Annotated in this window: 21 protein-coding genes; 13 read left to right on the top strand and 8 right to left on the bottom strand. The window is 67.6% G+C overall.

The window, feature by feature from the left end:
- Positions 1-8 precede the first annotated feature (8 nt).
- The gene (locus ACFFCA_RS10170; RefSeq protein WP_375484364.1) at positions 9-1,151 is read right to left on the bottom strand and encodes a DUF222 domain-containing protein; all 1,143 of its coding nucleotides are present in this window, start codon (positions 1,149-1,151) and stop codon (positions 9-11) included.
- Positions 1,152-1,229: 78 nt separating this feature from the next.
- A complete protein-coding gene (locus tag ACFFCA_RS10165) occupies positions 1,230-1,373 on the bottom strand; it encodes a hypothetical protein (RefSeq protein WP_375484363.1) in 144 nt (47 codons plus the stop codon).
- Between the two features lie 766 nt (positions 1,374-2,139).
- Between ACFFCA_RS10165 and ACFFCA_RS10160 the strand changes: the two genes are divergently transcribed.
- The 7 genes from ACFFCA_RS10160 to ACFFCA_RS10130 all read left to right on the top strand — a co-directional run bounded on the left by ACFFCA_RS10160 (position 2,140) and on the right by ACFFCA_RS10130 (position 10,771).
- On the top strand, positions 2,140-3,483 hold the full coding sequence (locus tag ACFFCA_RS10160) for a glycosyltransferase family 4 protein (RefSeq protein WP_375484362.1): 1,344 nt from the start codon (positions 2,140-2,142) through the stop codon (positions 3,481-3,483).
- 25 nt (positions 3,484-3,508) lie between these two features.
- The gene (locus ACFFCA_RS10155; RefSeq protein WP_375484361.1) at positions 3,509-5,053 is read left to right on the top strand and encodes an O-antigen polymerase; all 1,545 of its coding nucleotides are present in this window, start codon (positions 3,509-3,511) and stop codon (positions 5,051-5,053) included.
- The gene (locus tag ACFFCA_RS10150; RefSeq protein ID WP_375484360.1) at positions 5,050-6,123 is read left to right on the top strand and encodes a glycosyltransferase family 4 protein; all 1,074 of its coding nucleotides are present in this window, start codon (positions 5,050-5,052) and stop codon (positions 6,121-6,123) included. The genes ACFFCA_RS10155 and ACFFCA_RS10150 overlap by 4 nt, the downstream gene beginning before the upstream one ends.
- 93 nt (positions 6,124-6,216) lie before the next feature.
- Positions 6,217-7,533, top strand: coding sequence for a hypothetical protein (locus tag ACFFCA_RS10145; protein ID WP_375484359.1), 1,317 nt, complete (start codon positions 6,217-6,219; stop codon positions 7,531-7,533).
- Positions 7,533-8,699: a glycosyltransferase gene (locus tag ACFFCA_RS10140; protein WP_375484367.1), complete on the top strand. Its 1,167-nt coding sequence runs from the start codon at positions 7,533-7,535 to the stop codon at positions 8,697-8,699. The genes ACFFCA_RS10145 and ACFFCA_RS10140 overlap by 1 nt, the downstream gene beginning before the upstream one ends.
- Before the next feature lie 141 nt (positions 8,700-8,840).
- The gene (locus ACFFCA_RS10135; protein WP_375484357.1) at positions 8,841-9,581 is read left to right on the top strand and encodes an FkbM family methyltransferase; all 741 of its coding nucleotides are present in this window, start codon (positions 8,841-8,843) and stop codon (positions 9,579-9,581) included.
- Between the two features lie 74 nt (positions 9,582-9,655).
- Positions 9,656-10,771, top strand: coding sequence for a glycosyltransferase (locus tag ACFFCA_RS10130; RefSeq protein ID WP_375484355.1), 1,116 nt, complete (start codon positions 9,656-9,658; stop codon positions 10,769-10,771).
- Here ACFFCA_RS10130 and ACFFCA_RS10125 read toward each other — a convergent pair.
- From ACFFCA_RS10125 to ACFFCA_RS10115, 3 genes are all read right to left on the bottom strand, one after another.
- Positions 10,768-12,081, bottom strand: coding sequence for a UDP-glucose dehydrogenase family protein (locus ACFFCA_RS10125; RefSeq protein ID WP_375484353.1), 1,314 nt, complete (start codon positions 12,079-12,081; stop codon positions 10,768-10,770). The genes ACFFCA_RS10130 and ACFFCA_RS10125 overlap by 4 nt on opposite strands.
- Before the next feature lie 98 nt (positions 12,082-12,179).
- Positions 12,180-13,694 (bottom strand): MFS transporter, encoded by a 1,515-nt coding sequence (locus ACFFCA_RS10120; RefSeq protein WP_375484351.1) that lies wholly within the window; start codon positions 13,692-13,694, stop codon positions 12,180-12,182.
- Positions 13,695-13,801: 107 nt separating this feature from the next.
- Positions 13,802-14,872, bottom strand: a complete 1,071-nt coding sequence (locus ACFFCA_RS10115; protein ID WP_375484349.1) for a hypothetical protein — start codon at positions 14,870-14,872, stop codon at positions 13,802-13,804.
- A 1,096-nt stretch (positions 14,873-15,968) separates the two neighbouring features.
- On the opposite strand from ACFFCA_RS10115, the gene ACFFCA_RS10110 reads away from it, so the two are divergent.
- Genes ACFFCA_RS10110 through ACFFCA_RS10085 form a run of 6 tightly spaced genes read left to right on the top strand, consistent with a single transcriptional unit; the run spans position 15,969 to position 23,291 of the window.
- Positions 15,969-16,796: a glycosyltransferase family 2 protein gene (locus ACFFCA_RS10110; RefSeq protein ID WP_375484347.1), complete on the top strand. Its 828-nt coding sequence runs from the start codon at positions 15,969-15,971 to the stop codon at positions 16,794-16,796.
- 35 nt (positions 16,797-16,831) lie between these two features.
- Positions 16,832-18,301, top strand: a complete 1,470-nt coding sequence (locus ACFFCA_RS10105) for a lipopolysaccharide biosynthesis protein (protein WP_375484345.1) — start codon at positions 16,832-16,834, stop codon at positions 18,299-18,301.
- The gene (locus tag ACFFCA_RS10100) at positions 18,298-20,202 is read left to right on the top strand and encodes a hypothetical protein (RefSeq protein WP_375484344.1); all 1,905 of its coding nucleotides are present in this window, start codon (positions 18,298-18,300) and stop codon (positions 20,200-20,202) included. The genes ACFFCA_RS10105 and ACFFCA_RS10100 overlap by 4 nt, the downstream gene beginning before the upstream one ends.
- A complete protein-coding gene (locus tag ACFFCA_RS10095; RefSeq protein WP_375484342.1) occupies positions 20,192-20,950 on the top strand; it encodes a hypothetical protein in 759 nt (252 codons plus the stop codon). The genes ACFFCA_RS10100 and ACFFCA_RS10095 overlap by 11 nt, the downstream gene beginning before the upstream one ends.
- A complete protein-coding gene (locus tag ACFFCA_RS10090) occupies positions 20,947-22,065 on the top strand; it encodes a glycosyltransferase family 4 protein (RefSeq protein WP_375484340.1) in 1,119 nt (372 codons plus the stop codon). The genes ACFFCA_RS10095 and ACFFCA_RS10090 overlap by 4 nt, the downstream gene beginning before the upstream one ends.
- Entirely contained in the window at positions 22,062-23,291 is a 1,230-nt protein-coding gene (locus ACFFCA_RS10085) for a glycosyltransferase (protein ID WP_375484339.1), read from the top strand. Before ACFFCA_RS10090 ends, ACFFCA_RS10085 begins: the two co-directional genes overlap by 4 nt.
- Here ACFFCA_RS10085 and ACFFCA_RS10080 read toward each other — a convergent pair.
- From ACFFCA_RS10080 to ACFFCA_RS10070, 3 genes are all read right to left on the bottom strand, one after another.
- Positions 23,206-24,357 carry a glycosyltransferase family 4 protein gene (locus ACFFCA_RS10080; protein ID WP_375484337.1) on the bottom strand — a complete coding sequence of 384 codons (1,152 nt, stop codon included), beginning with the start codon at positions 24,355-24,357 and terminating at the stop codon, positions 23,206-23,208. The two genes, ACFFCA_RS10085 and ACFFCA_RS10080, sit on opposite strands and share 86 nt — an antisense overlap.
- On the bottom strand, positions 24,357-25,448 hold the full coding sequence (locus ACFFCA_RS10075) for a glycosyltransferase (protein ID WP_375484335.1): 1,092 nt from the start codon (positions 25,446-25,448) through the stop codon (positions 24,357-24,359). Before ACFFCA_RS10075 ends, ACFFCA_RS10080 begins: the two co-directional genes overlap by 1 nt.
- Positions 25,449-25,546: 98 nt before the next feature.
- A complete protein-coding gene (locus ACFFCA_RS10070) occupies positions 25,547-26,764 on the bottom strand; it encodes a hypothetical protein (protein ID WP_375484333.1) in 1,218 nt (405 codons plus the stop codon).

Raw genomic sequence — 26,764 nt, 5'->3', positions numbered from 1 at the left:
CCCACCGACTACACGGAACAATCAACCACCTGTCCGTGAAACCAGGGCAAGTCCACTTCAGTCCAGGAGGCCGGCCGGGTGCATTCGGGAAAGCAGCAGCCGCCGTCGCGGGCGATCAGCGCTTTCCGCTGGGCGGGGCAGGCCAGGCGGCGGGAGCGGCCGTAATCGAGCACCTCGCCCCAGGCGCCTAGGACCACCTCGGTGGTCTCGCACTGCTCTGCCAGCAGAAGCACCCGCTCGGCACTGATCAGGTCGCCGTGGGCGGTCTGCGCGATGCCACCGGGCTCGCCGCGGCGCGCGCGCTCGAGGTCGTCGGCGTCGATGCGGATGACCAGGCTGACCGGAACGCCGCCGGTGTCGGGCAGGCTGCCCGAGCGCAGCAGCCGGAGGCCGGCCACGAGCATCGCGTCGTGGCGGCGCTGCCCGGCGGTGCGAGGGTCGGGCTCGCCGTCCCCGTCCGGTTGTGGACTGGCCAGCGCGTCGACGATGGTCTGCCACACGGCTTTGGTCTCGGTGGTCAGCGAGCCGTAGACGCCGTTCGCGCCGCTGCGGCCGCCGAAACCGAAGGTGCGGTTGCGCTCGAGGTCGCGCTCCTTCGGTTCGGCGCCGTCGGGGTCGAGCCGGGCGAGCGTGAGCTCTCCGCAACGGCGCAGCCCGACTGGGTCCTCGTGCCGGGCCGCTTCGACGAGGTAGGCCTCGCAGGCCGAGAACGCCTCGACGGTGAGGTCGCTGGGGACGCGGCCGAGGCACCGGGTGATCTCGTCGACGTGGGCCGCGGAGATCTCGCCGGCGGCGAGCGAGTCGGCGGTGCGTGGGTGCAGCGGTTGCAGCGGCTCGCCCGTGACCGTGCGGCGCGGGCCGAGGTCGGTAGCCCGCAGGGCCCGCGCCCGGGCCTCGCCGCGGGCCACTCGGGTGAGCCCGCCGACCAGGTCGGGCAGCGAGGGAGCGCACCGATCGAGTGAGAGCCCGCGGTTGTTCGCATCGCTCAGCACCCGCACGTCGGCCGCGTCCAGACGACGCCGCTCGACCTCGACGGAGGAGATCAGGCCGGCGACGTCGACTCCGGACAGCGAGTCGAGATCGAGCGACAACAGGTCGTCGACGACCGCGTGCAGCGACGCGAGAACGTCGTCGAGGACCACTGCAGCCATAAATCGAACATAGAGCAGGGGTATGACAGAACTTGGCTGTCGCCGAACGTTCGCGGCGACTGCTTTTCCGGGCTGGTCTCAGACGACGCCGACGAGCTCGCTGTACCGGGCACGCGCCTCGTCGAGTCGCCGCTGCAGGTCGGCGGCCCGGGCCCGGTCGTCGGCGGAGACGCGTTCGTGAGCGAGCTCCATCCGAATCAGCTCGCGCAGAGCGTGGGCCACGTCAGCATGAGATTGGCTTCGTCGGACGCGCTTCATGGTGGTGGTCCCCCGAAAGACTCGATCTCGGTGCTGGTCGGTGCGTGTCACAGCCTGCACACCGTAAGTGTCGAGCACGTGACGCGAAAGTGTCTGACGGTGAAGACTCACCGGTGGCCGCCACATCTGGCACGAACGTCCCCGTCGCGCCGGCCGCGTCGAGAGCACCGACTCCGCCGATCGCCGGCGCGGGGGGGCGTGTGTCGTGAGCGTTTAGCGTCGCGGCGCTGGGCGTGCGCAGCCGATCACCCTGACCTACCGTTTTCGTCGAGGGCTTGCATCGGCGACCAGGGGGGCGCCGAACCTTGATCTTCCGGGGGTTCGACATGAACGACAACAAGCAGATCTTCGACCCGTTTCAGCGACGCTCGGCGTCAGGCGACCACGCTCACCGTGCTGGACAGCGACCGAAGCCCGGGCCGGGTCGTCACCGGCCGGAGGTGGTGACGCTCGATCCGTGGGAGCGCGCTCTCACGGGCCCGCCGATCAGCGTCTTCGAGGAGGCGTCTCCGACGGGCAGCTATTCCGTTGTCCAGTAGCTCTTACCCCCGCGTCACGGGGGCGGAGTTACAGTTGTGTGCGCATGTTTGGGCGCCGGAACCCGTGCATGCGAAGGCCCAGGCCAGCTCACCTTCACCCGCTGGCCTGGGCCGCGCCCCTCAGCGCGGGACTGACCGCCGTGAAACCCTGTAGCCATAGCTAGACGGCTCGGCTGGACTATCGCCGTAATGTGCTTCGGGGTCGCTCTGGTGGTCCTGGCAATACTTCTGTACGTGGACCACCGCGGCTGGCTTTGATCGGGCAGACTGTGGTCCATGTGCAGCACCTGCGGCTCCAGGACTTGTCCTCCCGGCGCACACGTTTGTCTAATCCGGTGGTGAGAAGGCCGATCTCCGGCGACAGCCGACGACCGGTTGTTCATATCGGAGTTCGAAGCGTCGCTTTCGACCGGCCACGCGGGGGACTCGAACGAGCGGCAGGCGTACACGTGCGTATGCTGCGAGAACTTGGGATTCGGGTCTGCGTTCACTCGACCCCGCGGGCCGAGCCCGGACCTGACGGAGTCGTCTTCCGCGATGTCCGTTGGCCTGTTTCATTTGCCGGGCCGGGCCGCCCAGGCTTCGGCCTGTCGTACTGGGTGTGGGCTGTCTCGCTGGCGCGGTCTCTCGAGAGCTGTTGGACGCCAGGCGACATCGCCCACCTGCACGGCGCTGCCGTCGCCGCGCTGACCAGAGTCCGCAACACGGAGATATCGCGACGCTCCGTGTCCAATCCGCACGGGATGGAAGAGTTTCAGGCCGGAACAGTTTGGCAGGAGACAAACCGGCGCGTTGTACGTGGTATGAGCAAGCGCGGAGCGCAGGCAGTGGCGAAGATCATCAGCACCGACAACGCGATGAACGAAGCCATAAAGCGCAACCTCGGGGTCGACGACTCGAAGCTGGTGGTTGTCCCGAACACAGTGCAATCCGTGCTGGCTGATCAAGCCTTGGTCGACGCAGATACACGGTCGACCGGGTCCGAGCCGCCGGCCATCGTGACCGTGGGCCGAATGGTCGCGAACAAGGGCTACGACAATTTGGCGCGAGCGTTGCTGGCTCTGGAAGACCGCGGGTTTTTCACGCGGCGAATGGCCTGGTCGCACTTCGGGTCCGGGCCGGCCGAAGCCACTGTCAGCAAAATGATGAGCGGATCTCGAAAGGTTTCTTTTAGTGTCGTGCACGGAGCGGACGACGAATCGGTGTCCAGTGCTCTGCGATCATGTCGAATCTTTGTGCAACCCTCGCGTTACGAGGGAAGTAGTCTGACTACTCTCGAGGCGATGGCGCAGGGCACAAACGTCGTTGCCACGCCGGTAGGCGGCATTCCGGACAAGATTCTTGATGGTCAAACGGGCGTACTAGCGGCTGATACGAGTTGGCAGGCCTTGGAAGACGCAGTCGCGCGCGGGTTAGCCCTCGACGACAACACCCTAGGTCGCGCGGCGCGAATGTTGGTCGCCAGCAGCTTTACGCATAAACGAGCTATGGAACAGTACGCCGAACTTTACGATGCCCTTGAGGTAGAGATGTAATGACAGCAATCAACAGGGTGACGTCGTGGTAGCGGCGTACACGAAGGCCTTGGGTAACTCGCTCGATAAGCGACGCCGCGGCGAGGCCGCGATCACCAGTACGCTGAGTTTCGGATCGTTAACTGTCCTTGCGGCGGTGATTATCGCCATGTGGGCGATCTATGTGGGCCCAGCAAGTTCACCTGCGTCCTGGATCGGCCTGGCCATCTGCGGCTTGTGTCTCTACCAACTCGCTCACCTCGTCTCATCGCGCACCGGTGCCTTCATGCAGTACGGCTTCTGGAGCTTCGTCTTCGTCTGGGTCGGTTTCGCGCCTCTCGTGCAGATGCACTACAACAAGTTGCCGTGGCCCGACGTGCCGATTACCGGGTTGTACGTACCTGCCCAGCTGTTACTAGCAGGTGCGGTAGGGGCCTATTTCGTGGGCTCGCGCGTGGGCTCGACCTCGGCCCGCCAGCGGGTGAGTTCCTGGACGGCGCCATCTACTGAAGTCAACCGAAAGTGGATACCGCTGCTTGCGCTGGTCGTGGTCGGACCGTATGCACTAAGCAGGTCTGGCGGTGTCGCGGCGCGATTCACCTCGCGATACACATTCACGCAGCACCTACAGCAGGTGGGTATCTCGCAAGCTACCGGCGGCTCCATCCAGATCGCGATCATTCAGTTGTTCCCTGCCGCGGCTGCTGCCGTTTTGGCCTATTGTGCATTCGCGGATTTCGCCGCACGGAAGGACGGTGCGACTGCCAAATACCCGGCGCGGTCCGCTCTCCAATTGGGGCTCGCGGTGGTCGCGGTAGCCCTATTCGCGAATCCGTTGTCCTCGTCGAGATTCATTTTCTTCAGCGTTCTTCTCGCGGCAATTTATGCGACGTTCCGCCTCCGGTCGAGACAGTCTCATCAGGTACTGGCTCTTGCCCAGGTCGTCGGTCTGATGGCGGTGTATCCCCTGTCTGCGTGGTTCAAATTGGGCGGCCAGACGTTCGCCGGCTACAACGGCGGCCGGTCTCTGAACGTGGGGACATCGTCGTTTCTCGGCGTCGATTTCGATGGGTTCCAGCAGACCGCCAATGCTGTGTACTACGTACACAGGTCCGGCTATGGTTTCGGGCACTTCACCGTCTCGGCCCTGGGATTCTGGATTCCCCGAGCGATCTGGTCGGGCAAGGCGCAGCCGGCCAGTTATCCTGTCTCGGCCAGCCGAGATTACGTGTTCCAGAACCTGTCACTACCGCTGTGGACCGAGCTGTTCGTCGACTTCGGTGTCCCGGGAATGCTGGTCATCATGTTCTTTCTGGGTCGTTTGAGCAGGGCGTTGGACCTGCGCACGTTGCACAATCGAAACACCCTTGCCGGTCACCTCGGCGCAATAATCGGCGCATGTCAAATAGGCTTCCTTCGTGGGCCCATGGGTGCGCAGATGCCGTTCTTCGCCACCGCACTCATTCTTGGATACCTTGCGCTTCGCACGAGTAGACCCCGGACGCGATTACCTGACATGGCGCACAAGGGCACCACGCTGAATCAGCCGGAAGCGGGTCCGTCGCGGCTCATCTCTCTAGGCAAGATGTGACGTCGCGTCTCGACAACACGGTGCATTTCGTCGAGATCGGCGGCAGTGGGGGCGTATTTCAGCACACGCTACGGGTTGCTGAGTTGCTAGTCGGGCGCGAGATCGACGTAGTCATACACACCGCGTTCGACCCAGAGCAGGACTCGCCTGAGGGAGTTCGTTTCTGTCGGTGTATGTCGTGGTTCCGTACGGTGCGCAGTAGGCGTCTCCGCCAATGCGCACTGGTCATCCGGTATCTCTGTCGCACGGTGCCTCACCTGATGCGTGTGGCGAGCACCGTTGACGTCATGCACGTGCAAGGTGCATCGCCGCTATGTTCGGGTGCTCTGCTGGCAGTGACGTTGCCGGCGAATAGGGTTCTCTACAGTCCGCACAACACGTTCTCGCGCTCGGGTTCCGTCCTGGAACAGCGCATGCTCGTTGCAGCAGCACGCCGGGCCGACGTCGTGGTGGCCTTCTCGCAGCGCGACGTCGAACGCGTGCGCTCGTGGGGGGCGAACGTCAGACAGGCGCCGCTCGTACAGTTCGCACCGAAGCCCGATGCGCAGCTCGTCGGGCGCTACCGAACGCGCTTCCGGACGGGTGCAGATTGTGTCGTCGTCGGGTTGTTTGGCCAGGTGCGCGCAGACAAAGGCGGGGATCAGTTTGTCCGGGCCGTGGCGGCGATGCCCGAGGGGGTCGGTGTTGTTGTCGGACAAGACCTGGGAGGGTTGACTGAGATTCGAGCGATGGCCGAAGCGCTTGGTCTGACCCTGCACGTCGTTGAGGGCTACTTGCCGCTCGAGGAATTCGCGTCGGCGATGTCGGCGGTAGATGTGCTGCTCACTCCGTATCGGCGGGCTTCGCAGTCCGGAGTGTTGTCCCTAGCGAGAAGTCTGGGCGTGCCCACCGTCTCGTCTACAGCAGGAGGTCTCGCTGAGTTGGCTACTACCTCGGTCGAGGAGGAGACGCCGAATGCCTACGTCGAGGCCATCCGGCAAGTTCTGCATTCACCGCCGGTCAGCTCGCCCGTATCCGACGAGTACGCAGTCTGGGCCGTCTACGCCCAGCACGCAGCCCAATCCCTGTGAGCTTTCGTGCGGGTAGGCGGCACGCGGACGGCGTCGGTGCCGAGACATAGGGTGACGAGAACCAATTTAGTCATTGGCTCTGCCTCGTTCGGCATGGCTGGTGAGACGACCTTGCGCATCCTGAGCGCGGCCCTCGGGGTCATCGCGACGGCGCTGATCACGCGGCAGCTGGGACCGGGCAACCTCGGTTACTACGGCTTGTTGACTCTGGTCATGGTGACGATCACCAACGTACTTGAGTATGCGCAGCGCCCTGTGATGTTGCGCGATCTTTCAACCAATCCGTCCGGTGCAGCCCTATCGGACTACCTGCGCCGTCGCCTGCAGTCCAGTGCTGTGCTTGCCGGCGCAGGAGTCGTCGTGATCCTTTTCACCACCTCAGGAGAACGAACGGCTGCTGGCGTCGTCCTCGCGCTGGTGATGATTCCGAACAACCTTAGCTGTGTATCGGTCATCCTCCACGCGAATTACCGGGGCGACCTCATCGGATTGACGATCGTCGTGCAAAGCGTCCTGACCATTGCGGGGCTGATCCTTGTCCGCGTCTTCAATGGCGGTCTCATTGCGGTTGCCGTTCAGCTCTGGGTCGTTACGCTCTTGTCCAGCTTGTTTGTCGTCGTGCTGTCACGACGTCAGCTCCCCTTCAGGGTTGCCTGGCGTGCTGGCGACCGACGGCGTCGCGGCCGCGAAGTTGATGCGGACCGGACATCTGCCGCTGCGCCTTCCAAGGAACCCAGGCTGCTCCTGCTGACGTCCGTCTTGACCATGGTTGCGTGGAAACTTGATCTTCCCACTGCCTACGTCATGCTGGGAGCGGTGCCGGCCGGCATCTACGCGGCGTCCTACCGAGTGCTGGACCAGATGACCGTACTGCCATCGGCGCTGGTCGGAGTACTGACGCCCAGGTTGAGTCAGTTGCACAGCGACGGCGGTGCGGAGCGCGATCAGACCCGCGGTACGCGGCCCGATCGGCTTGCCGTTGTCACTATTGCCCTCGCCAGTGCGGCAAGCATTGTCTTCTGGCCGTTTGCCGGGCTTATTCAGGAAGTCATTTTTGGGCCCGGGTTTACACAGTCAGTCACACTCATGAGGTTGTTGGCCTCGGCGCTGCCCTTGATATGTTTACGTTTTATTCTTGCCTCCCTATTCATCGTGACTCGAAATTACACTGGATTCTTGCTGGCCAGCAGCGTTTACTTTGTCGGGTCGTTAGCCTTTACGATATTGTTCACCGCTGCGTTCGGTCTCAAAGGCACGGCCACAGCAACCATCGTGGGCGAGTTGCTTTTCGTCATCGTGTGTGTCCTTGATCCGCGGACTCGCCGAACAGCAAAGCCGTATTTCGCGTTGGCAATTGTCAGCTGCGTTGTTCCGGCGGTAGCTCTGCTCGCCGTATCGATAGGAATGTGATGGTAAACAGCCGAGAGCATGGGACGGTAGTAATTCTGTCCACGGCTGATTTCAGCGGCGGCATCTGGACGAACAAGCAGCACCTTGCGACCGGACTCGCGCGCGACCGCCAGGTCCTCTACGTCGAGTCGTTGGGTCTACGCCGTCCTCGAATCTCGGTTGCTGACTTAACTCGAATGAGAAAACGCCTGAAAGATGCCTCCGGACATGGCCGGCCGGAGGGTACGACTGAAAGTGCGAGAGCGGTGCGGGTAGTCAGCCCGCGCGTTCTGCCTTTTCACGCCAATTGGCTCGCGCGATCACTCAATCAGCGAATCCTGCAGGCATCCATCGTTCCCGAACTGGCGGAGTCGGAGCCCGAAACGCTGTGGTCGTTTTCCCCGGTGACTTACGGGATGGAGCGATTGGCCACGCATTTCGTGTACCACAGCGTGGATTTATTGCATGAGCAGCCGGGGCTGCCCGCCGGGCTTTTACTTGATGCCGAGAGACGTGTCGTTCAGCGCGCCGATGCGGTCATAGCAAGCAGCATTAAGATTGCTGAACACCTGGCTCAACTGGGACGTACTGACGTCATTCTATGGGAGAACGTCGCCGATACGGCGCTGTTCGGTCGAGACTTGACTGGTGCAAGGGAACCGCGTGCGATCTTCGCGGGGAATCTGACGCCGCAGAAGGTCGATTTCTCGTTGCTCGCCGAGGTGGCCGCGTCCGGCACGCCGCTAGCGCTCGCAGGCCCGATAGGCATCGACGGCACCTCCGACAGAGAGGTGGAGCGCCTTCTTCGCGATCCTAAAGTCAGTTATTTAGGTCCTCTGTCCCTCAACCATCTGGCCAGAGAAGTGGCGCGATCTCGGATTGGTCTCATTCCGTACAAGCTGTCGGGGCTCACCTCCGGCATATTCCCGATGAAGACATTCGAATATCTGGCTGCCGGCTTGGAGGTGGTATCGACGCCGCTTGCCAGTTTTGCGGCCACAGACATTAGCGGATTGCATATCGCATCGGCCCCCAAGTTTGCTAGCATGGTTCATAATCGAATGCAGCAGTTCAGTGAACCTGCAGCCGCGGAACGTTCTCAGCTCGCTCAGACGCATTCTTGGGAGAATCGTTTCGAGCAGGCTCGTCAACTGCTCTCCTGGTCCAGTCACACAACACTCGACTAGGCCTACCGTGCGTGTTGCCATTCGGCGTTCGTCGAGACGTAGAGGACAGGTACCGTTGCGCGTTCACGAGACGAGGAGGGCGAGAGCGTGAGGATCGAAGGGCTCGGATCCCGGTTGCGGCGTCGGCCGGGTACAGGCCGCGTGGCCGGCGAGTTACTGTCCTATCGAATGTCCCACAGCCGTCATTCGCACGAGCTGGCTGTGTGCAAGAGGCTTGCCAGGCCAGGGTCCACCGCCGTCGATGTTGGCGCTTATGTCGGCACCTTTGCGGTCGCGCTCAGCCGCTCTGTAGGCAGAACTGGAACAGTTTTTGCCTTTGAACCACAGCGAGAACTGTACGAACAGCTGCGGAACGCGACGTGGGCCACCCGAGTAATCCCGATGAACGTGGCGTTATCGTCCCACAGCGGCCCAGCAGTCTTCAGCGTGCCGGTCGACGAGAGCAGCGGATTGGCACCTGCCCAGGGGTCGTTAGAGCCGCAGCGATTCTCAGCCCAAACGGTGCAGAACGAGGTGCGGACGCTTCGATTGGACGATCTTCTTGGCCCGGCCGAAGAGGTATCGATGATGAAGATCGACGTGGAGGGCCACGAATGGTCTGTGCTGGAGGGCGCAAAGGGTGTTATCGCCACGCACCGCCCGGCTTTGGTGGTAGAGATCGAGCAACGCCACATAGGAAGCCGGACAGTGGCCGATGTGGTGCGGGACATTTGCGAACTTGGAGCCTACCGGTGCGAATACATTCTCGACCGTCAGTTGTTGCCATGGTCGAACTTTGATGTGGATCGAGACCAACTGCAGTGGATTGATGATAACGGGCGCACCCGAGCGACGTTCGACGTGGGTGCCTACGTCAACAATTTCGTTTTCACCCGGAAATGACGCGTCAGCGAACTGCCGTGCTCAAGGCGCGGCGTGACAGTTCGTTCGATTTCGACCAGCAGGGATAAATATTGATGACAGTGGCGTTAGCGCATGACTACATCACCCAGCGGGGAGGTGCCGAACGCGTCGCGCTGGAGCTTGCTCGGGCGTTTCCTGAGGCTCCGCTGTTCACGACGCTGTACAACCCTGAATCAACTTTTCCTGAATTTTCGGACGTCGACGTTCGGGCGTCTTGGCTCAATTCGATAAAGCCGTTGCGGAATTGGCATCGCATGTCGATGCCGGCCCTGGCGTCAGTTGTTTCGAACACCACGATCGAAGCGGAACTGACGCTCGCCAGCTCGAGCGGGTGGGCGCACGGTTATTCCTGCTCGGGTACGAAGGTAGTCTACTGCCACGCACCTGCCAGATGGCTCTACCAAGGTAGCCGATACTTTGGTGTCGATAACGCGTCCAACCCGCTCAGCTGGCGTCGGGTCGCGCGCTCCGGCTCCGAGGTCGGCCTGCGTCGACTGCGCAAATGGGACGCCCGGTCAGCTTTGGGCGCAGAGCGTTACATCGCAAACTCCACGGCGACCAGAAACGCGATTTGGCGAGCCTACGGGGTTGACTCCGAAATTGTCTTTCCTCCTACGACACTAGGACCGGGTACAGCTGAACCCGTGCAGAAGCTCGACGGAGGGTTTGTTCTGTGCGTGGCCCGATTGCTCCCGTACAAAAATGTCGATCTCGTCGTTTCGGCCGTGCAGAGCCAACCTGGAATTCAACTCGTCGTGGTCGGTGAGGGGCCGTACCGTCGGGTTCTGGAAGAGCAGATAGACGGCGACCAGGTTCGCTTACTCGGGCGTGTATCGGACGAACATTTGCGGTGGCTGTACGCGAATTGCTCCATCCTGGTCGCGGCGTCACACGAGGATTTCGGATTATCTCCTCTGGAAGCCGCGGCCTTCGGGCGTCCGACCGTGGCGCTGCGTGCCGGTGGGTACCTCGACACTATTCGAGACGGCGTTTCGGGCATCTTTTTCGACGAGGTAGCACCGGCGTCACTGTCGCGAGCAATCACCCAGGCGTTGGCAATGAATTGGGATGAGGCGCAGATCAAGGCCCATGCCGAAAGCTTCTCGCCAGTAGTGTTCCGCTCTCGAATTCGCCAGATCGTCACTGACGAACTGTCGAACCACTCCTAGCGAGTGATGCTCTTCGCCCGGCCAAGAGCGCGGAAAGCCCAACCGGCAGCGCGCCACAGGACAGGATCCAGCACGTTACGGCCGTCGAGGATCACTTTCTGCCTAACCACCGCGCCCATCTCGTCCGGCCCGATGTCGCGAAACTCCTGCCATTCGGTCAGATGCAGCACGACGTCGGCGTCGCGGCACGCGTCGAGTGCGCTGTCGGCGCAGGCGAGGGTGGGGTAATCGCGACGGGCGTTGTCCATGGCCTCGGGGTCGTAGATATGGACCGCGGCACCAGCCTGTTGAACAGCCAAGGCTACGTCTAGAGCAGGGGAGTCGCGGATGTCGTCGCTGTCGGGCTTGAATGCCGCCCCTAAGACAGCGACTCGTTTGCCGGCGAGCGTCCCGCCGCAGACCTCACGCGCCAGATCGACCATGCGGGCGCGGCGTCGCATGTTGATGTCGTCGACGCTTTTGAGAAAGGTGAGCGCTTGGTCGACACCGAGTTCGCCGGCGCGGGCCATGAAAGCGCGGATGTCTTTGGGCAAGCAGCCGCCGCCGAAACCGAGGCCGGCGTTGAGGAACTTGCGGCCAATCCGGGCGTCATGACCGATCGCGTCGGCCAGCTGCACGACGTCGCCGCCGGTGACCTCGCAGATCTCGGCCATCGCGTTGATAAAACTGATCTTGGTAGCGAGGAACGAGTTCGCCGCAACCTTGACCAGCTCCGCGGTGGCGTAGTCGGTGATGATGAGCGGGGTGTCGGCCGCGAAGATGGTCGCGTACGCCTCACGCATGGCCGCCAGCCCGCGCTCGCCCTGGATGCCGAGTACGACCCGATCAGGGGTGAGCGTGTCCTGCACCGCGAGGCCTTCGCGCAGAAACTCTGGGTTCCATACCAGCTCGCCGCCGACCGCCTCGACCTGCTCTGCCAGCCGGGCTGCAGTTCCGGCGGGCACCGTCGACTTGCCGACCAATACCGCGCCCGGATTGACGTGTGCGCACAGCTCGGTGAACGCGGCGTCGACGAAACTGATGTCCGCGGCGAACTCACCCTTCGTCTGCGGCGTACCGACGCAGACGTAATGCAAGTCGGCGAACTCGGCGGCCTCCTTCACCGACGTTGTGAAGCGCAAGCGGCCGCTGTCGACGTGCTTGGAGAGCAGCTCCGATAACCCCGGTTCGAAAAACGGCACCTCACCCTTGGAGAGCCGGGCGACCTTTGACTCGTCGACGTCGACGCCCACAACCTCATGACCCATCTCGGCCATGGCGGCGGCGTGCGTCGCCCCGAGGTAACCCGTCCCGATCACCGACATGCGCATGGTGCTGGTGTGCTCCCGATTCGCTGGCTGGCTTGAGCGCACCTACCGTACGCAATTCCATGCTTCGCGCATGTTGCAGGTAGTCGTCCGGCGACGGCCTACCCCTGCGACGCGACGACCTGGTCTTCGCGGAGCTCGTCGGTGATCGGTTCGACCCGGCTGCGTCGCAGCCGGTCGAACAACAGCGGTGACGGCCACGCGGGTGCGGCGCCGTTGAGGAAGGCGTCCATGTTCGGCGTGCTGGGGCGCGCGCCACCGGCGACGTAGAACAGGCCCGCCAGCGCTGTGCCACCCACGACGATGGCGAGGCTGATCCACAGTGCGTCCCGGGTCCCGGCTGCGGTCGAGCCGCCCACTGTCGCGGCGAGATGGACGAAGATCGGCGCGACCATGAAGGCCGCCACGGCGCGCAGCAGCTCGACCATCGCGAAGACCCGCTGGAGGCTCGGTGCCGGCAGCGAGAACCCGGCACCGAACAACGCCGGCGCCACCGTCGCACCCAGGCCCACACCGGTGAGCCCGGAGCCGACCAGGGCGATGGTCGGGTCGGCCGGGACCTTGACGAGAAACACCAGGATGCCCGCGGCGAGGAAGACCATGCCCACCGGCGGCAGATACTGCAGCCAGCGAGTCTCAATAACCCGGCCGAGCGCGAACGCGGTGAGCAGGGCCCCGCCGAGCTCGGGCAGGTACAGCAGGCCCGCGTGAAGCGCACCGCGCTGCTCGGCGACGAGAGTCAGAGTCAGGTCGCTGACCGATACCGACGCCGCCGCGGCGCACAACGCGATCGTGATGCCGGAGACCGGGATGGTGCTGCGCAGCAGCGGCCCCAGCGGCAGCAACGGGTTGCGGCTCCTGGTCTGGTAGACGATGAGGGCGAGGATGACGACGATCCCAGCAACCAGGGGGAGCACGGTCACCGTGGACAGGAAGTCGTGCGAGGTCAGCTCGGACACCCCGAAGAAGGCGGCGATCGAGCCGATAGCGGCCAACGAGATGGCGAGCGGGTCCTTGGGCACGTTGCGGTTGGCCGGCGGCGTGTGGTCGTAGGTGAGGACGGTCAGCAGCAGGGCCAGCACGGCGACGCCGGCCACGATCCACAGCAGCGGGCGCCACTGGTGGGCGTTGGTCTGGATGCCGCCGATGGTGGGTCCGAGCGCGACGGCGCCGAAGATGCACATGCTCATCGTCACCGACGTGTACCGCAGCTTCTCGGCGCCGAAGCCCAACGCCAGCGGGGGAACCGCGGCGATGAGGAGCAGGCTCGTGCATAGGCCCTGCAGGACGTGGCCGATGATGAACATGGCCGGGTCCTGGGCGGCGGCCAGCAACACCGAACCGACCACCGAGATGGCCGCGTAGGTCACAAGCATGATGCGCTGCGGCAGGTGCTGGGCGAACACCACCGCGAGCACGGTGCCCAGCGCGTAACCCGCGTTCGCCATCCCCAGACCGAGCGACAGGGTCTGCGGCCCCATGTGCAGGTCGGCGCTGATCAACGGTGTCAGGGGCGCCAACGCCGAGGACAGGGCGAGGTAGGGCACCAACGCCAGCAGTGCCATGGCGGCCACCGCCGGGTAGCGACCCGCGAGCGGCCCGGAAGGAATGTGCACGGCACCTTCTTCAACTGCGTGACAAGAGTGAACGCCTCACGCTGTCACACCTCAGCGGCCGGTAGGAGTCGACTAGGTGATTCGTCAGCCACTTCACACGCCGCGACTCAGTTCGTTCCGGCCACTTGCTTGGCGTAGGCCTGCAGGCGGGTAACGGCCGAGCGCTCGGTGGCGTTGGCGCCGGGGTAGTGGAACGTGTACCCGTCGTCGTGCTGTTCGGGTTGCGTTGCGCTTAGCCAGGGAAACAGCGACCACGCCAGGCCGCCGGCGACGTCGCGGTCGGTGGCCAGCGCCGTCGTCCACGACGAGTCGGTCTGGGTGGTGAGCGGGAACTCGCCCACCATGTAGGCCTTGCCGTGCGCCGCGGTGAACCGTGCGTCCGAGGTCATGGTGGCGACGCTGGTCGGGTAGAAGTGCGCGTCGATGAGGTCGACGTGCGGCGCTGCGTAGGCGGTCTCGCTGATCGCCTTGCCGGTGGCGGCGCTGCCGTCGGCCACGAGCGCGTGCGGCGCCAACGACTTGATATAGGCGGCGGTCTGCTCGGTCCAGGCCGTCGGCGCGTCCCACACCTCGTTGCCCGTCTCCCAGATGGCGATCGTCGGGTCGCTGCCCAGGCGCAGCCCGGTGTACGGGTTGACGTGGTTCAGGAGGTGCGCGACGTAGGCGTGGAAGGCGGCCACGATGCGCGGGTCGGTGTAGAACTCGGCCTCGCGCTGCCGCTGCCCGGCGTCGGTGACGCAGTTCTGGCCCGGCGCGTCGGGGTAGCCGAGCCAGTTCGTGAACGTGTGCTTGCCGCCGTGGTAGTAGTGCCACTCGTCGGTCAGCGGGATCATCAGTCGCACCCCGTACCGCCGGGCGTCGGCCACGGCGTAGTCGATGCTCGCGAAGGCCGCGTCGTTGAAGTGGCCCAGCGTCGGCTCGAGCGAGCGGGGCGATCCGACACTGACGCCGAGCGAGATCGAGCGCACGAGCCCCGCCCCGAGCGACCGGGCCGCCGAGAACCCGTTGTCGACTGCCGCATGCGTCGGGTAGGTCGGGCCCGCGGCGTCGGTGACGTTTTCGTCCAGGCCCAGCCAGTACATGTTCACCCCAGCGAAGCGCCACGGCTTGCCCGCCAGCTGCAGCTGGGAGCCCGAGCGGGTGACCCAGGCGGTAGCGGTCGACGGCGTAGCGGTCAAGGACGCCTTCGTCGGGGTGGCTGTGGTGGGGGCGACCCTGGGCGGGGCCGGCCTGACCGAGGTTGCCTTCCCAGCGGTCGCCTTGGGAGTGGGGTGCTTGGGCGGCTTGTGCTTGAGGGCGTGGCGCTTCTTCAGGTGGTGCTTCTGTGCGTGGTGTGAGTGGTTGCGGTGCGTCACGGGGTGGTGAGCTGCGGTCTTGGCCGAGGCCGACACCGCCGACGCGCCAGTCAGAGCGCAGAGAGTGATCAGGCTCACTAGGCCAATTTGACGGGAGGTTTGCCTACAAAACGGGCGCGAATGACGACACATGCTGGAAACCTTCGAGGGCGACGAGGCCGCCGAGGAGTCCGGACGGCGCGCGTGGGTGGAGGGGTGCCCCCGCACCGACGTCCGTGTCGTTCACCACCGAACGTACCCAATACTTCACACGAAGAGAACACGATCAACGCGATCAATGTTCGTTCGACCTCAAAACAAGTTCAGCGAGCGTCACGCCTCGCGCGCCACCGAGGGGTCGCCGCCGGCGTCCGGCCCGTCCGTCGGGTGATCGTCCGACCGAATGCGCAGCACCGCGCCGGGCGCTCCGTTGACATGTCGTTGCGGCCGCAACCTGTTCAAGATCACCGAGAAGCTGGAGGTCAGCGACCGATTCGGGCGGAAGCGGCCGCACTCGTCGGGCGCGCAGAGCGAGCACTCGGACCCGGGCCGATAGTGCTCGTGCGCGGTGCGGGAATGACCGCACCGGCACTGCTTCGCGTCCACCCTGGCTGCCCGCCTCGTTGTGTACCGACCCACAAGCGTGTTAGTGGGCCCAACTGTAGTTACCGACGGGTGCGCAGCACAACGTGACCACCGGGCGGGGTCGGCCTCTGTGAGACGCACGTCTTAACCGCTACATCGGAATGAACAGCGCATGGCGCACCGGTGTGATCGCAATCCACAGCGCTCTCCAGGGAACCCCATGCTCGTTTTGCCCGAACGGTAAGAGTCGGGAAATCTTGAGCCGGACGAACAACGTCCGCACCCGCACGGCCAGGATCCAACCAGCGCGTCCGGCCGCAGCAGAGCACCAGTGACCAACCAACCAGGGGATACGTTGTCACGCCTTGAAACGCACCGACCTGCCCAGCCAAGGGTCACGATCGTGATTCCGGCCAAGAACGAAGCGCGCAACCTCGAAGTCGTGCTTCCCGAACTCCCCGAGGTCCACGAGGTCATCCTCGTCGACGGCCGCTCCAGCGACGACACCGTCGCGACGGCCCGCGACCTCATGCCCTCCATCCGGGTGCTGACGCAGACCAGGCGCGGCAAGGGCAATGCCCTGGCCTGCGGGTTCGCCGCAGCCACCGGCGACGTCGTGGTCATGTTCGACGCCGACGGGTCGGCCGACGCCGGCGAAATCCCCGCGTTCGTCGAGGCCCTGACCGACGGCGCCGACTTCGCCAAAGGCAGCCGCTTCGTCGAGGGCGGTGGCAGTCACGACATCACCCGCTTCCGGTCGCTCGGCAACCGGATGCTCAACATCATCGCCAACCTGATGATGCGCACCCGCTACACCGACCTCTGCTACGGCTACAACGCGTTCTGGACCGACATCCGGCACACCCTTGAGCTGCCCAACCACGCGTTCGGCTCGGTCAACGCCGAGCGGATGATCTGGGGCGACGGGTTCGAGATCGAGACCGTGATCAACTGCCGGATCGCCTCCGCGGGCTTGACGGTCCAGGAGGTCGGCAGCGTCGAACGCCTGCGCATCCACGGCGAGAGCAACCTCAACGCGGTCAGCGACGGTTTCCGAGTTCTCAAGACCATCGTGACCGAGCGTCGCCGGCACCGCGCCCGCGCTGCCGCCCCGTCCGTCGCCGCGGGCGACGAGCGGACCGCGCGGTCGGACGTCGGGCGCGAGCTGCCCGAAAGCGCGTGACGCAGGCCCCTGACACAGGAGTGGGTGCGGCCGTCATGACGGCCGACAGCTCGGCGCTGCGTCCTGCACCGAGACCGACGCGGCCTGCTGCTGCGCCGGTCTCTGCGCCGCGAGGTGGGCGGTTCTCGCTCAAGGGCGGCGTCCGGCACGTCGCCGGCATCAGCGCCGCGCTGGTCGGCACGCAGGCCGTCACGGGGATCCTCGGCCTGCTCTACTGGGCCGTCGCGGCCCGGCTGACCAGCGTCACCGCGGTCGGTGTCGCGGGCGCGGCCACGTCGCTGATGCTGCTGCTCGGCAGCTTCGGCATGCTCGGGCTCGGCACCCTGCTGATCGCCGAGATCCCGCGCACCGACCCGGCGACCCGTCGGCTGCTCGTGCGCACCGCGCTCGTCGTGGCCGGGGTCGCCAGCACCGTGTTCGGCGCGCTCGTCGCCATCGGCGTCGGGTCGCTCGGCCTGACGGACCTGTCCAGCATCGCCACGCCATTCAACGTCGTCGACTTCGCGATCGGCACGGGCATCACCGGCCTGTGCATGGTGCTCGACCAGGCCGTGCTCGTCGTGGGGCTGAGCCGGGTGCAGCTCGAGCGGAATACGCTGGCCAGCGTCGCCAAGATCGTCATCTTGATCGGGCTCGTCTACGCCGGACGCCGCAGCGGCATGGACATCTTCCTGTCCTGGACGCTCGGCAACCTGGTGTCGCTCGGGCTCGTGGCCATGCGCACGCGTGTGCGGACCTCGGTCGTGACGGCCCGCGCCGTCGGCCGCCGCCTCGTCGACCTCGGCCTGCTGCGCCGCCTGGCCCGCTCGGCCGCCAGCCACCACGCCCTGAACCTCATGCTGCAGGCCCCGATGCTGCTGCTGTCGGTCGTCGTCGCCGCGGTGCTGTCCGCCGAGGCCAACGGCTATTTCTCGACCGCGCGCAGCATCGCCGGGTTCGTGTTCGTCCTCCCGTTCAGCATCACCATCGCCCTGTTCGCCTCGGCCCAGGGACGTGAGCGCGAGCTGGCCCAGCGGATGCGGTTCACCATCCCGTTCGGCATCGCCGCGAGCCTGGTCGCCGACGCCGTGCTGTGGCCCCTCGGCCCGACCGTGCTGTCGGCGTTCGGGCACTCCTACTCCGTCGAGGCGCTGACCACCCTGCGAGTGCTCGTGCTCGCCGGGCTGCCCTTCGTCATCAAGGACCACTTCGTCGCCCTGCGCCGCACGCAGAACCGCACCGGCAACGCCGCGGTCATCGCGCTGCTCGGGGCGGTCTTCGAGCTCGTCGCCGCGGTCATCGGCGCGAAAGTCGGCGGCACCGTCGGGCTCTGCTCCTTCTGGGTCGGCGCCCTGGCCGTCGAGGCCGTCCTGCTCACCGGGCCGATCCTGCGGGCGGCGCGCGCGCCGGCGCCCGTCGACCCGCCGCCACCCCCGGCGCTCCACCGGCGCCCGCGACCCGGCCCGCGGCACCGTCGCCCCCTGCCCGTGCCGCACGACCAGCGCGCCGTGGGGGTCGCGTCGTGACCGCCCTGCACGCCGGCCCGGCGACGTCGACCGCGGTCGTGCGTCCTCACGCCGAGCAGCGCGCCGCCCACCGCGCGCCGCTCAACCTGACCGGCCCGACCCTGCTCGCCATGAGCGTAGGGCTGCTGCTCGGCGCCTGGAGCGTCGGGCGCAGCCGCGCCGACGACCTCGGCCCCGGAACGCAATGGCTGTTCTGGCTCGGGCTGCTGCTGATCTTCCTGCCGCCGACCGCCCGCATCGTCGCCCCTCGCACGGGGCGCACCGAACGGCTGATCCTCGCCGTCGCACTGCCCGTCGTGCTGCAGGCGAGCCGCGTCGTGCTGTACCCCACGCTGTTTGTCTTCCACGACGAGTTCATCCACGCCGCGACGCTGCGATCGATCAACCGGACGCACCACCTGTTCGGCACGAACTCCCTGCTGCCCGTCAGCCCTCGCTACCCGGGCATGGAGATCGCGACCGACGCCGTCCAGTCGCTGACCGGGCTGTCCGGGCACACGTCGGCCGTCGTCGTGCTGATGCTCTCGCGGCTGGTGCTGACTCTGGCCCTGATCGGCGTCGTCCGCCGGGTCACCGGGTCGCTGCGCGCGGCGTGCGTCGCCAGCGTCGTGTACGCCGCCAACCCGCAGGCCATCTTCTTCAACGCCCAGTTCTCCTACCAGTCGTTCGCGCTGCCGTTGGCGGTCGTGACGGTGTACGCGTTCGCGGTCCGGCGCTCCCGGTCGGACACGTCGCCCTGGTGGCGGGTCGACCTGCTGCCCGTCGCGTTGCTCCTGGTCGTGGCTGTCAGCCACCACCTGACCGCGATGCTGCTCGTCCTGGCGTTCGCGGCCTGGCTGCTCGTCGACGCGACGCTCGGCCGTCGACGCGCGCGCGAGGCAGGTCCCCGCTCGCTGCGTGACCTGATGGTCATGACCGCGCTCGGGGTGTTGTTCGTGATCGGGTGGGCGGCGCTTCCGGGCAACCCCGTCCTGGGCTACCTCGACTCCATCGGCACCAGCTCGGTGACGAGCATCCAGGCGCGGTTGGACGGCGAGCAGTCGCACCAGCTGTTCACCAGCTCCGGCGGGGTCACCAGCCCGCCCTGGGAGCGCGTCGCCACCGTGCTGTCGATCCTCATCGTCTTCGTGGTCGTGCTGGCCGGCATCCCGGTCGTTCGGTCTTGGCTCCGCCGCGGACGCGCCCTGCTCGCCCTGTTCGGCCTGGTCGCGCTGGCCTACCCGGTGATCCCTGTCGGGCACCTGACCCCGGGCACCGGCGAGGTCACCGACCGCGCCTCCGGGTTCCTGTTCGTCGGGGTCGGCGTGGTCATCGCCCTCGGGCCGGCGTTCCGCTCGCGGCTGGCCGCAGCGCGGTGGGCCGCGCCGCTGACGTGCGGGCTGCTCGGCGTCGTGTTCGTCGGCGGCGTGGTGCTGGGCGCCGGTGCGACCGTCGCCCAGTTGCCCGGACCGTTCCTGGTGTCGGCCGACGCGCGCAGCATCGACGCGGCCAACCTCGCTGCGGCCCGCTGGGAGCACGCGCACCTGCCGCCCGGCAGCCGGGTCTACGCCGACCGCGACGCCGGCCTGCTCGCGGCGGCGGTCGGCGGCCAGCACACCGTGACGCACGTCGGCGACGACATCGACGCCTCCCGCGTCCTGCTTGCCCCGACGTTCACCGCGACCGACCGCGCGCTCATCCGCCGGGCCGACATCGACTACGTGATCGTCGACCTGCGGGACTCGACCAACCTGCCGAACCAGCAGGTCTATGTCGAGTCCGGCGAGTACGGCGGCGAGAACCGCACCCGCCCGGTGTCCGTGGCGGCGCTGACCAAGCTCGCGCACGTCCCCGGCGTGACCCGGGTGTACGCGAACGGCCCCCTTGTCATCTACGACGTGCGAGCGCTCCATGCTGCCTGACCTGTCCACCACCCGACGCGCCCTGACCGACCGGCGCGTCGTCGACCCCGTGCTGCGCGCGGCGCTCGTCGTCGAGGCGTCGGTCGCCGCCGTCCTCGACGCCCCGACCGCGGTGCGGGCCGTCCTCGCCGCTGCAGGTGTGCTGGCCGTCCTCGGCACCGCCGTACGTCGCCGCGGTCGCGGCCGCCTCGACGCCGCCGTGATCGGCGTGGCCGGCACCCTGGCCGGGCTCGTCCTGCTCGGCCTGGTGCTCGACCTGTTCCCGCCCGGGCTCACCCGGGTGTCCTGGGGCATCGGCGCCGGCGTGCTCGGCCTGCTTGCTGTCGCCTGGGGCGCACGCACCACCCCGTCCGGTGAGCCGGCGTTCGTTGTGCCGACGTCGACGCTGCTGCGTCAGGGCCCCTGGGTCGCCGCCGCGGCCGGCGTCACGGTCGTCGCGCTCGTCATCGCCGTGCACGCGACCAACCTGTCGAACCGGCCGCCGGTGCAGCTGTCGCTGGCCGAGCAGAGCGCCGGGTCCGTGGCGGTGCACGTCGAAGCCGTCCGAGACAGCAGCCCGTACCGAATCGTCGTCACGCAGGGGGCGACGGAGCTGAACCGCTCCGACCCGTTCCGGCTGCAGGCGGGGCGGGAGATCGCCTACCGGTTCCCGGCCAGCGACCGGCGGGTCACCGTCGAGCTGGTCGCGGTGGGTACGAGCCGCTCGACCCGGTCACTCGTGATCGACCCCGCGACGGCACGCCAGTGACCGCGCCGCTGCGCGTGCTCGAGGTAGCACCGCGATACTTCCCCGACCTCGGCGGCACCGAGAGCCACGTACACGAGGTCACCACCCGCATGGTGCATGAACCCGACCTCGAGCTGACCGTGCTCGCCACCGACCGCAGCGGCCGCCTGCCGCGCACCGAGCGGGCCGACGAGGGCTTCGACATCGTGCGCCGCCGCGCCTATCCGCAGAGCCGCGACTACTACCTTGCGCCCGGCATCGCCCGGGTGATCACGCGCGGGGACTGGGACCTCGTGCACTTCCAGGGCGTGCACACCTTCGTGCCCATCGTCGGCATGGCCGCCGCCGCACGGGCCGGCGTGCCCTACGTGCTGACCTTCCACACCGGCGGCCACTCCGCGCCCAGCCGGACGGCGATCCGCGACACCCAGTGGCGGGCGCTGACCCCGTTGCTGCGCCGGGCCCGCCGGCTGATCGCGGTGAGCCGTTACGAGCGCACCCGCTTCGAGCAGGCCACGGGCATCGACGCGTCGCACTTCACGGTCATCCGCAACGGCGGTTCGCTGCCCGAGCTGACCGAGCCGGTGTCCCCGGTGCCCGGACGCATCGTGTCCAGCGGCCGCCTCGAGCGCTACAAGGGCCACCACCGGGTCATCGAGGCCCTGCCCCTGCTCCGCCAGAGCGACCCGGACGCCCACCTCGTCATCCTCGGCGGCGGCCCGTACGAGGGCGAGCTGCGCGCGCTCGCCGACCGCTGCGGTGTGGCCGAGCACGTCCAGATCCGCCAGGTCGACCCGCGCGACCGCGGCGCCATGGCCCGTGAGCTGGCCGGCGCGCAGGTGCTGGCCGCGCTGTCGGACTACGAGGCGCACCCCGTCGCCGTCATGGAGGGCCTGACGCTCGGCGTGCCGGTCGTCGGGTTCGACGTCGCCGGTATCGGCGACCTCGTCGAGGACGGGCTGGTGACGGGCCTGCCGATCACGGCCGGCGCCGGGCAGGTCGCGGCTGCGGTCGCCACGGCCATGCGCGGCCCGCGCGGCGACAACCTGGCCGCCACGGACTTCCCGACCTGGGACGCATGCGCGCGGCAACTCTCCGAGGTCTACCGCGCCGAGGCCCGACGGCCCGGCGCATGACCGCCGAGCAGCTCGCCGTCACCCCGGCACCGCCGCAGCGCCGACGGCTGCGGGTCGTTCACGTGATCACCACGCTGACCGCCGGTGGCGCCGAACGCCAGGTCGAACTGCTGGCCGGCGACTCGCAGCACGACGTCAGCGTGATCGCGCTGTTCCGGGGCGGGATCGTCGAGCAGGGTCTGCGCGAGCGCGGCGTACCCGTCCGGGTGCTCGGCGGCATGGCCGGCGCCGGCCGGCTCACGGCCGTGCCCAGGCTCGCCCGGCTGCTGCGGACGCTGCACCCGGACGTCGTGCACACCCACCTGCTCAGCGGCCAGCTCTGGGGCATCCCCGCCGCGCACCTGGCCGGGGTGCCCGTCGTGCTCACGACCGAGCATTCGATCATGCAGGACACCATCGAGAACCGGCCGAAGACCGAACGGCTGCGACGCCTGTACCTGGCGCTGAACCGGCTCACCGCGGCGACGATCGCGGTGTCACCGGCCACCGTGCAGCGGCTGCGCGACTGGGGCGTGCCCGGCACCGACGCCATGCCCGTCATCAACCCACCGATCGACGTCGTCGCCCTGCGCGGCGGCAGCGGTGACGCGCGGGCCGAGCTCGGCATCGCGCCGGACGCCGTCGTCATCGGCGCCGTCGGCCGGCTCGAGACCGTCAAACGTTTCGGCCCGCTGCTGGCCGCGCTCGCGCCACGGCTGCAGGCCGGGGCGCACCTGCTCGTCGTCGGTGAGGGCCCGGCCCGGGCCGAGCTGCGGGCGCAGACCGAGGCGCTCGGCGTCGCGGCGACGGTGCACCTCGTCGGCGCCCGAAGCGACGTCGGTCCGCTGCTGGCCGCGATGGACGTGTTCGTGAGCCCGTCCCGCGACGAGACGTTTGGGATGGCCGCGGTCGAGGCCGCGGTGGCCGGGCTGCCCGTCGTGTACGTGCAGTGCCCGGCCTTCGACGACCTCGACCTGCCGGCCGAGCGGTTCCGCGCCGTCTCGCCCACGCTGGACGCCGCGGCGGAGCGGGCCGCGCTGGCCGCGGCGGTCGAGGACCTGCTGCCCGCGGGCCGGGACGTCGCCGCCACCCCCGTCGCATTGACCGACCGCTACGGCGCCGCGCAGACCGCGGCCCGCGTGGACGAGCTCTACCGGGTGCTCAGTGCCCGCGTCGCGCAGCGATCGCGGCGATCGCGGGCGCCATCCGCTCGACGACGTCGCTCCAGCGGAACCGCTCGGCCGTAGCCCGCTGCGCGACCGCACCGGCCCGGCGTGCGGCGTCCGGGCTCTGCACGTAGGTCAGGATCCCCTCGGCCAGCCGGTCACTGTCGCCGTCCTCGGCCAGCCACCCGCCGCCGTCGCCGAGCACGCCGTGGACGTGCGCCGCGGCGCCCCGCGACAGCACGCACGGCAGGCCGGTGCTCATCGCCTCGAGGACGACCAGCGGAGCCGGGTCGAAGCGTGACGGCAGGCAGAACACCGTGGCGCCGGCGTACAGCTCGACCATGCGTTGCCGGTCGGTCACCCGACCGAGCACCTCGACGCCGTCTGGCAGCGGCCCGTCGGGCTCGCAGCCCACGATCTGCAGCCGCACGTCCGGCCGGACCGCCCGCACGCGGGCGAAGGCGTGCAGCAGCACGTCGCCACCCTTGCGGGCGAAGTCCTTGCCGACGAACAGGACGGTCGGCGGCCCGGCGGCCGAAGGCGTCGGCGAGTGCGGCTCGGCGTAGAAGTTCACCCCTGCGCCCACGGTCGTGACCCGGCCCTCCGGCACGCCGTAGTCGTCGACCAGCGAGCTGCGGGCGGCGTCGGTGAAGGCGAACAGGTGCGCGGCCTGCCGATACAGCGTCGTCTCGTGTCGTAGCCACCGCGCCCTCGACGCTCCGCGCAGCGGGGTCCACGCGGGCCAGCCGCGCTCGGCCTGACGATAGGTGCAGTCGATGTACAGGACGGTGCGGTCGGTGACGGCCTGGAACAGGGCATGCGTCTGCACGACGACGTCGGTCCGGTCGAGCACGGGGGCGAGACCCCGCCGGGCCGCCCGGGTACGCAGCCGCGCCCCGACGTTGCTCTTCATGTACTTCTCGTCCCACGCGTCGCGGGTGGGACGCACGGTCAGCGCGCCGACCGCGGCCCGTGACAGGCCGGTCAGCTCGACGTCGACGTCGGCGGTGATCGAGTACCGCGCCGCGAGCGCCGCGTGCAGGTACGGCGTGAGCGGGTCGCCGCGCGACACCGTTGCCAGGGTGGGGCGTCGACCCGACGGTTGCCTGGCGTCCGGGTCGTGCGTCGTCCCTTGGACGTCGACCATCAGAACAGCTCGGCGATGCGGGTCGTGGTGCGAGCCCACGTGTGCGGGTCGATGTGCGGACCGGGCATGGTCGGCAGGTCGAGCAGCGCGGCCGTCAGGTCGGCGACGTCGTCGGGCCGGACGAGCCGGGCCCCGCTGTAGCCGTCGACCGATTCGATCAGGCCGCCCACGGCAGTGACCGCCACCGGGACGCCCTGACTCATCGCCATGTGCAGCGGTCCGCTGCCGGACGAGCGCAGGTAGGGCAGCACCACGGCGTCCGCGTCGCGGAAGTACCCGGCCACCTGCTCGTCCGTGACGTAGGTGTTGACGAAGTCGATCCGATCGCGGTGCGGTGACTCGGCGATGAGGGTGGCCGGCAGGTCCCAGCCCTGCCACGTCTCGCCGACGACGGTGAGCCGGAACCGGGCCGCCTGCTCATCGGTCAGCGCGTCGAACGCGCGGATGAGATTCTCCAGGCCCTTGTACGGGCGGATGGTGCCGAAGTAGAGCAGCGAGAACACACCGTCGTGCTGCGGCCGTTCAGCCTGCCATCGACGGGCGTCGGTGGTGATCTCCTGTGGCCCCATCGGGACGGCGACGACGGGTTTGTTGCGCAGGCCGGGGAAGCGCTGCCGCACCGCGTCGACGTCGCCGGTGGAGTGCACGACGGCTGCAGACGTCATGGCGATCAGCGGGCGGCTACCGGTACTGACGTAGCGGTCGAACGCCGGCATGGCGGACTCGGCGGTGTCGAGAGTCTCGTGGAACTCGATGACCACTCGGGCACCGCTGAGCCGGGCCAGCGCGGCCAGCAGCAGGAACGTGTGCAGCACCGTGCCCGACCACCACTGCATCAGCAGCACGTCCGGTCGCTCGCGCCGCAGGAACCGGATCGCGCGGATGATGCTGGGCACCCAGTAGTAGTCGACGCCGTCGAACACCGAGACGTCGTTGCGGTACCGCAGGGTGGTGAGCTGGGCGCCGACGCGGTCGCGCCCCGGATACAGCCGCCGCGGGATCAGCTTGCGCATGAGCAGCGCGCTGGTGCGGTGCCGGCCGTCGGCGAGCGCGTTGGCCAGCATGCAGGTGTGCGTGCTGATGCCGCTCATGAAGTGAAAGCTGGAGCCGACGACACACACCGATTGTGGGCCGGCCTCCGGCCCGGGTGCGCGCGTCATGATTCGAGTGACTTACCCACGAGGGCGGCTCATCCTGCGTTCATCGCCCGGGCGTGCACGATGACCGCGCGGTCCTGGGCCTTCTCGGCGTCGTTGGCACCCGGGTAGTGGAAGGTGTAGCCGTCGGCGTGCGGTTCGGGTTCCCCCGCCGCACCGCGCGGCAGCAGCGACCAGGCCAGGTCGCCGCTCACGGAGGGATTGGCCGCCAGGCCCGACATCCAGTCCGTGAGTCCGGACCCGCTCAGCGGGTACTCGCCGACGACGAAGACCTTGCCGTTGTCGGTGGCAAGCTTCGCGTCCGAGCGGGCCTTGTCCACCTGCCGTGGGTAGTAGTGCGCGTCGATGATGTCGACGTGCGGCAGGTCGGCGCGAGCGTTTCCGTCGACCTGCGCGCCCGAGGCGACGCTGCCGTCGGCGACGAGCGCGTGCGGCGCCTTGGTCTTGATGAACGCCGCGGTCTGTTCGGTCCAGGCCGGCGGGGCGTCCCACAGCTCGTTGCCGGTTTCCCAGACGGCGATCGTGGGGTCGTCGCCGAGGCGGAGCCCGGTCAGTGGGTTCTTGTGGTCGAGCAGCACCGAGATGTAGCGGTGGAAGTCCGCGATGACGGTGGGGTCGGTGTAGAACGCGGACTCGATCTGACGCTGCTCGCCGCTGGTCGACACGGTCTGCCCAGGCAGGTCGGCGTGCCCGCGCCACGCGGTGAAGGTGTGCTTGCCGCCCTCGTAGTACTGCCACTGGTCGGTGAGCGGGATCATCAACCGCAGGCCACGCTGCCGGGCCGCCGACACCGCGTAGTCGATCGAGTCGAACGCGGCCTGATTGATGTGGCCCAGGGACGGCTCGACGCTGCGCGGCGAGCCGACGCTCACCCCCAGCGTCGTCGCCCGCACCACGCGCGAGCCCAGCGCGACCGCGGAGTCCAGGCCGCTGTCCACCGCCGCGTGGGTCGGGTAGGTCGGTCCGTGCGCGTCGCGAACGTTGTCGTCAAGCCCCAGCCAGTACATGTTGACGCCGGTGAAGCGCCACGGCGCCCCGGCCAGCCGCAGCGACGACCCCGACTTGGTGACCCATTGGCTGTCGGTGGACGGCGAGGCGCCGGCCACCCGCGGCGGCGCCGTACCCCCGTCGTGCTGGCGACCCCACGCGACGAGCGCGGTGACGGCCAGCACCACGATGGCGACCGCCGCAGCGATGCGGGTGGCGAGAACGGGCACGTGCGACATCCGGCGCGTTCTCGACCTGCTCAT

It is taken from the genome of uncultured Jatrophihabitans sp., assembly GCF_964252635.1.
Classification (GTDB): Bacteria; Actinomycetota; Actinomycetes; order Mycobacteriales; family Jatrophihabitantaceae; genus Jatrophihabitans.
This window is presented reverse-complemented; position numbering and strand designations above follow the sequence as displayed.

Excerpts from the sequence above, each read along its gene's own strand:
- ACFFCA_RS10105 (WP_375484345.1), top strand. The coding sequence starts at position 16,832 with ATGACGGCCGACAGCTCGGCGCTGCGTCCTGCACCGAGACCGACGCGG.
- ACFFCA_RS10145 (WP_375484359.1), top strand. The coding sequence starts at position 6,217 with ATGGCTGGTGAGACGACCTTGCGCATCCTGAGCGCGGCCCTCGGGGTC.
- ACFFCA_RS10075 (WP_375484335.1), bottom strand. The coding sequence starts at position 25,448 with ATGAGCGGCATCAGCACGCACACCTGCATGCTGGCCAACGCGCTCGCC.
- ACFFCA_RS10095 (WP_375484342.1), top strand. The coding sequence starts at position 20,192 with ATGCTGCCTGACCTGTCCACCACCCGACGCGCCCTGACCGACCGGCGC.
- ACFFCA_RS10085 (WP_375484339.1), top strand. The coding sequence starts at position 22,062 with ATGACCGCCGAGCAGCTCGCCGTCACCCCGGCACCGCCGCAGCGCCGA.
- ACFFCA_RS10070 (WP_375484333.1), bottom strand. The coding sequence starts at position 26,764 with ATGAGCAGGTCGAGAACGCGCCGGATGTCGCACGTGCCCGTTCTCGCC.
- ACFFCA_RS10170 (WP_375484364.1), bottom strand. The coding sequence starts at position 1,151 with ATGGCTGCAGTGGTCCTCGACGACGTTCTCGCGTCGCTGCACGCGGTC.
- ACFFCA_RS10125 (WP_375484353.1), bottom strand. The coding sequence starts at position 12,081 with ATGCGCATGTCGGTGATCGGGACGGGTTACCTCGGGGCGACGCACGCC.
- ACFFCA_RS10080 (WP_375484337.1), bottom strand. The coding sequence starts at position 24,357 with ATGGTCGACGTCCAAGGGACGACGCACGACCCGGACGCCAGGCAACCG.
- ACFFCA_RS10130 (WP_375484355.1), top strand. The coding sequence starts at position 9,656 with ATGACAGTGGCGTTAGCGCATGACTACATCACCCAGCGGGGAGGTGCC.
- ACFFCA_RS10140 (WP_375484367.1), top strand. The coding sequence starts at position 7,533 with ATGGTAAACAGCCGAGAGCATGGGACGGTAGTAATTCTGTCCACGGCT.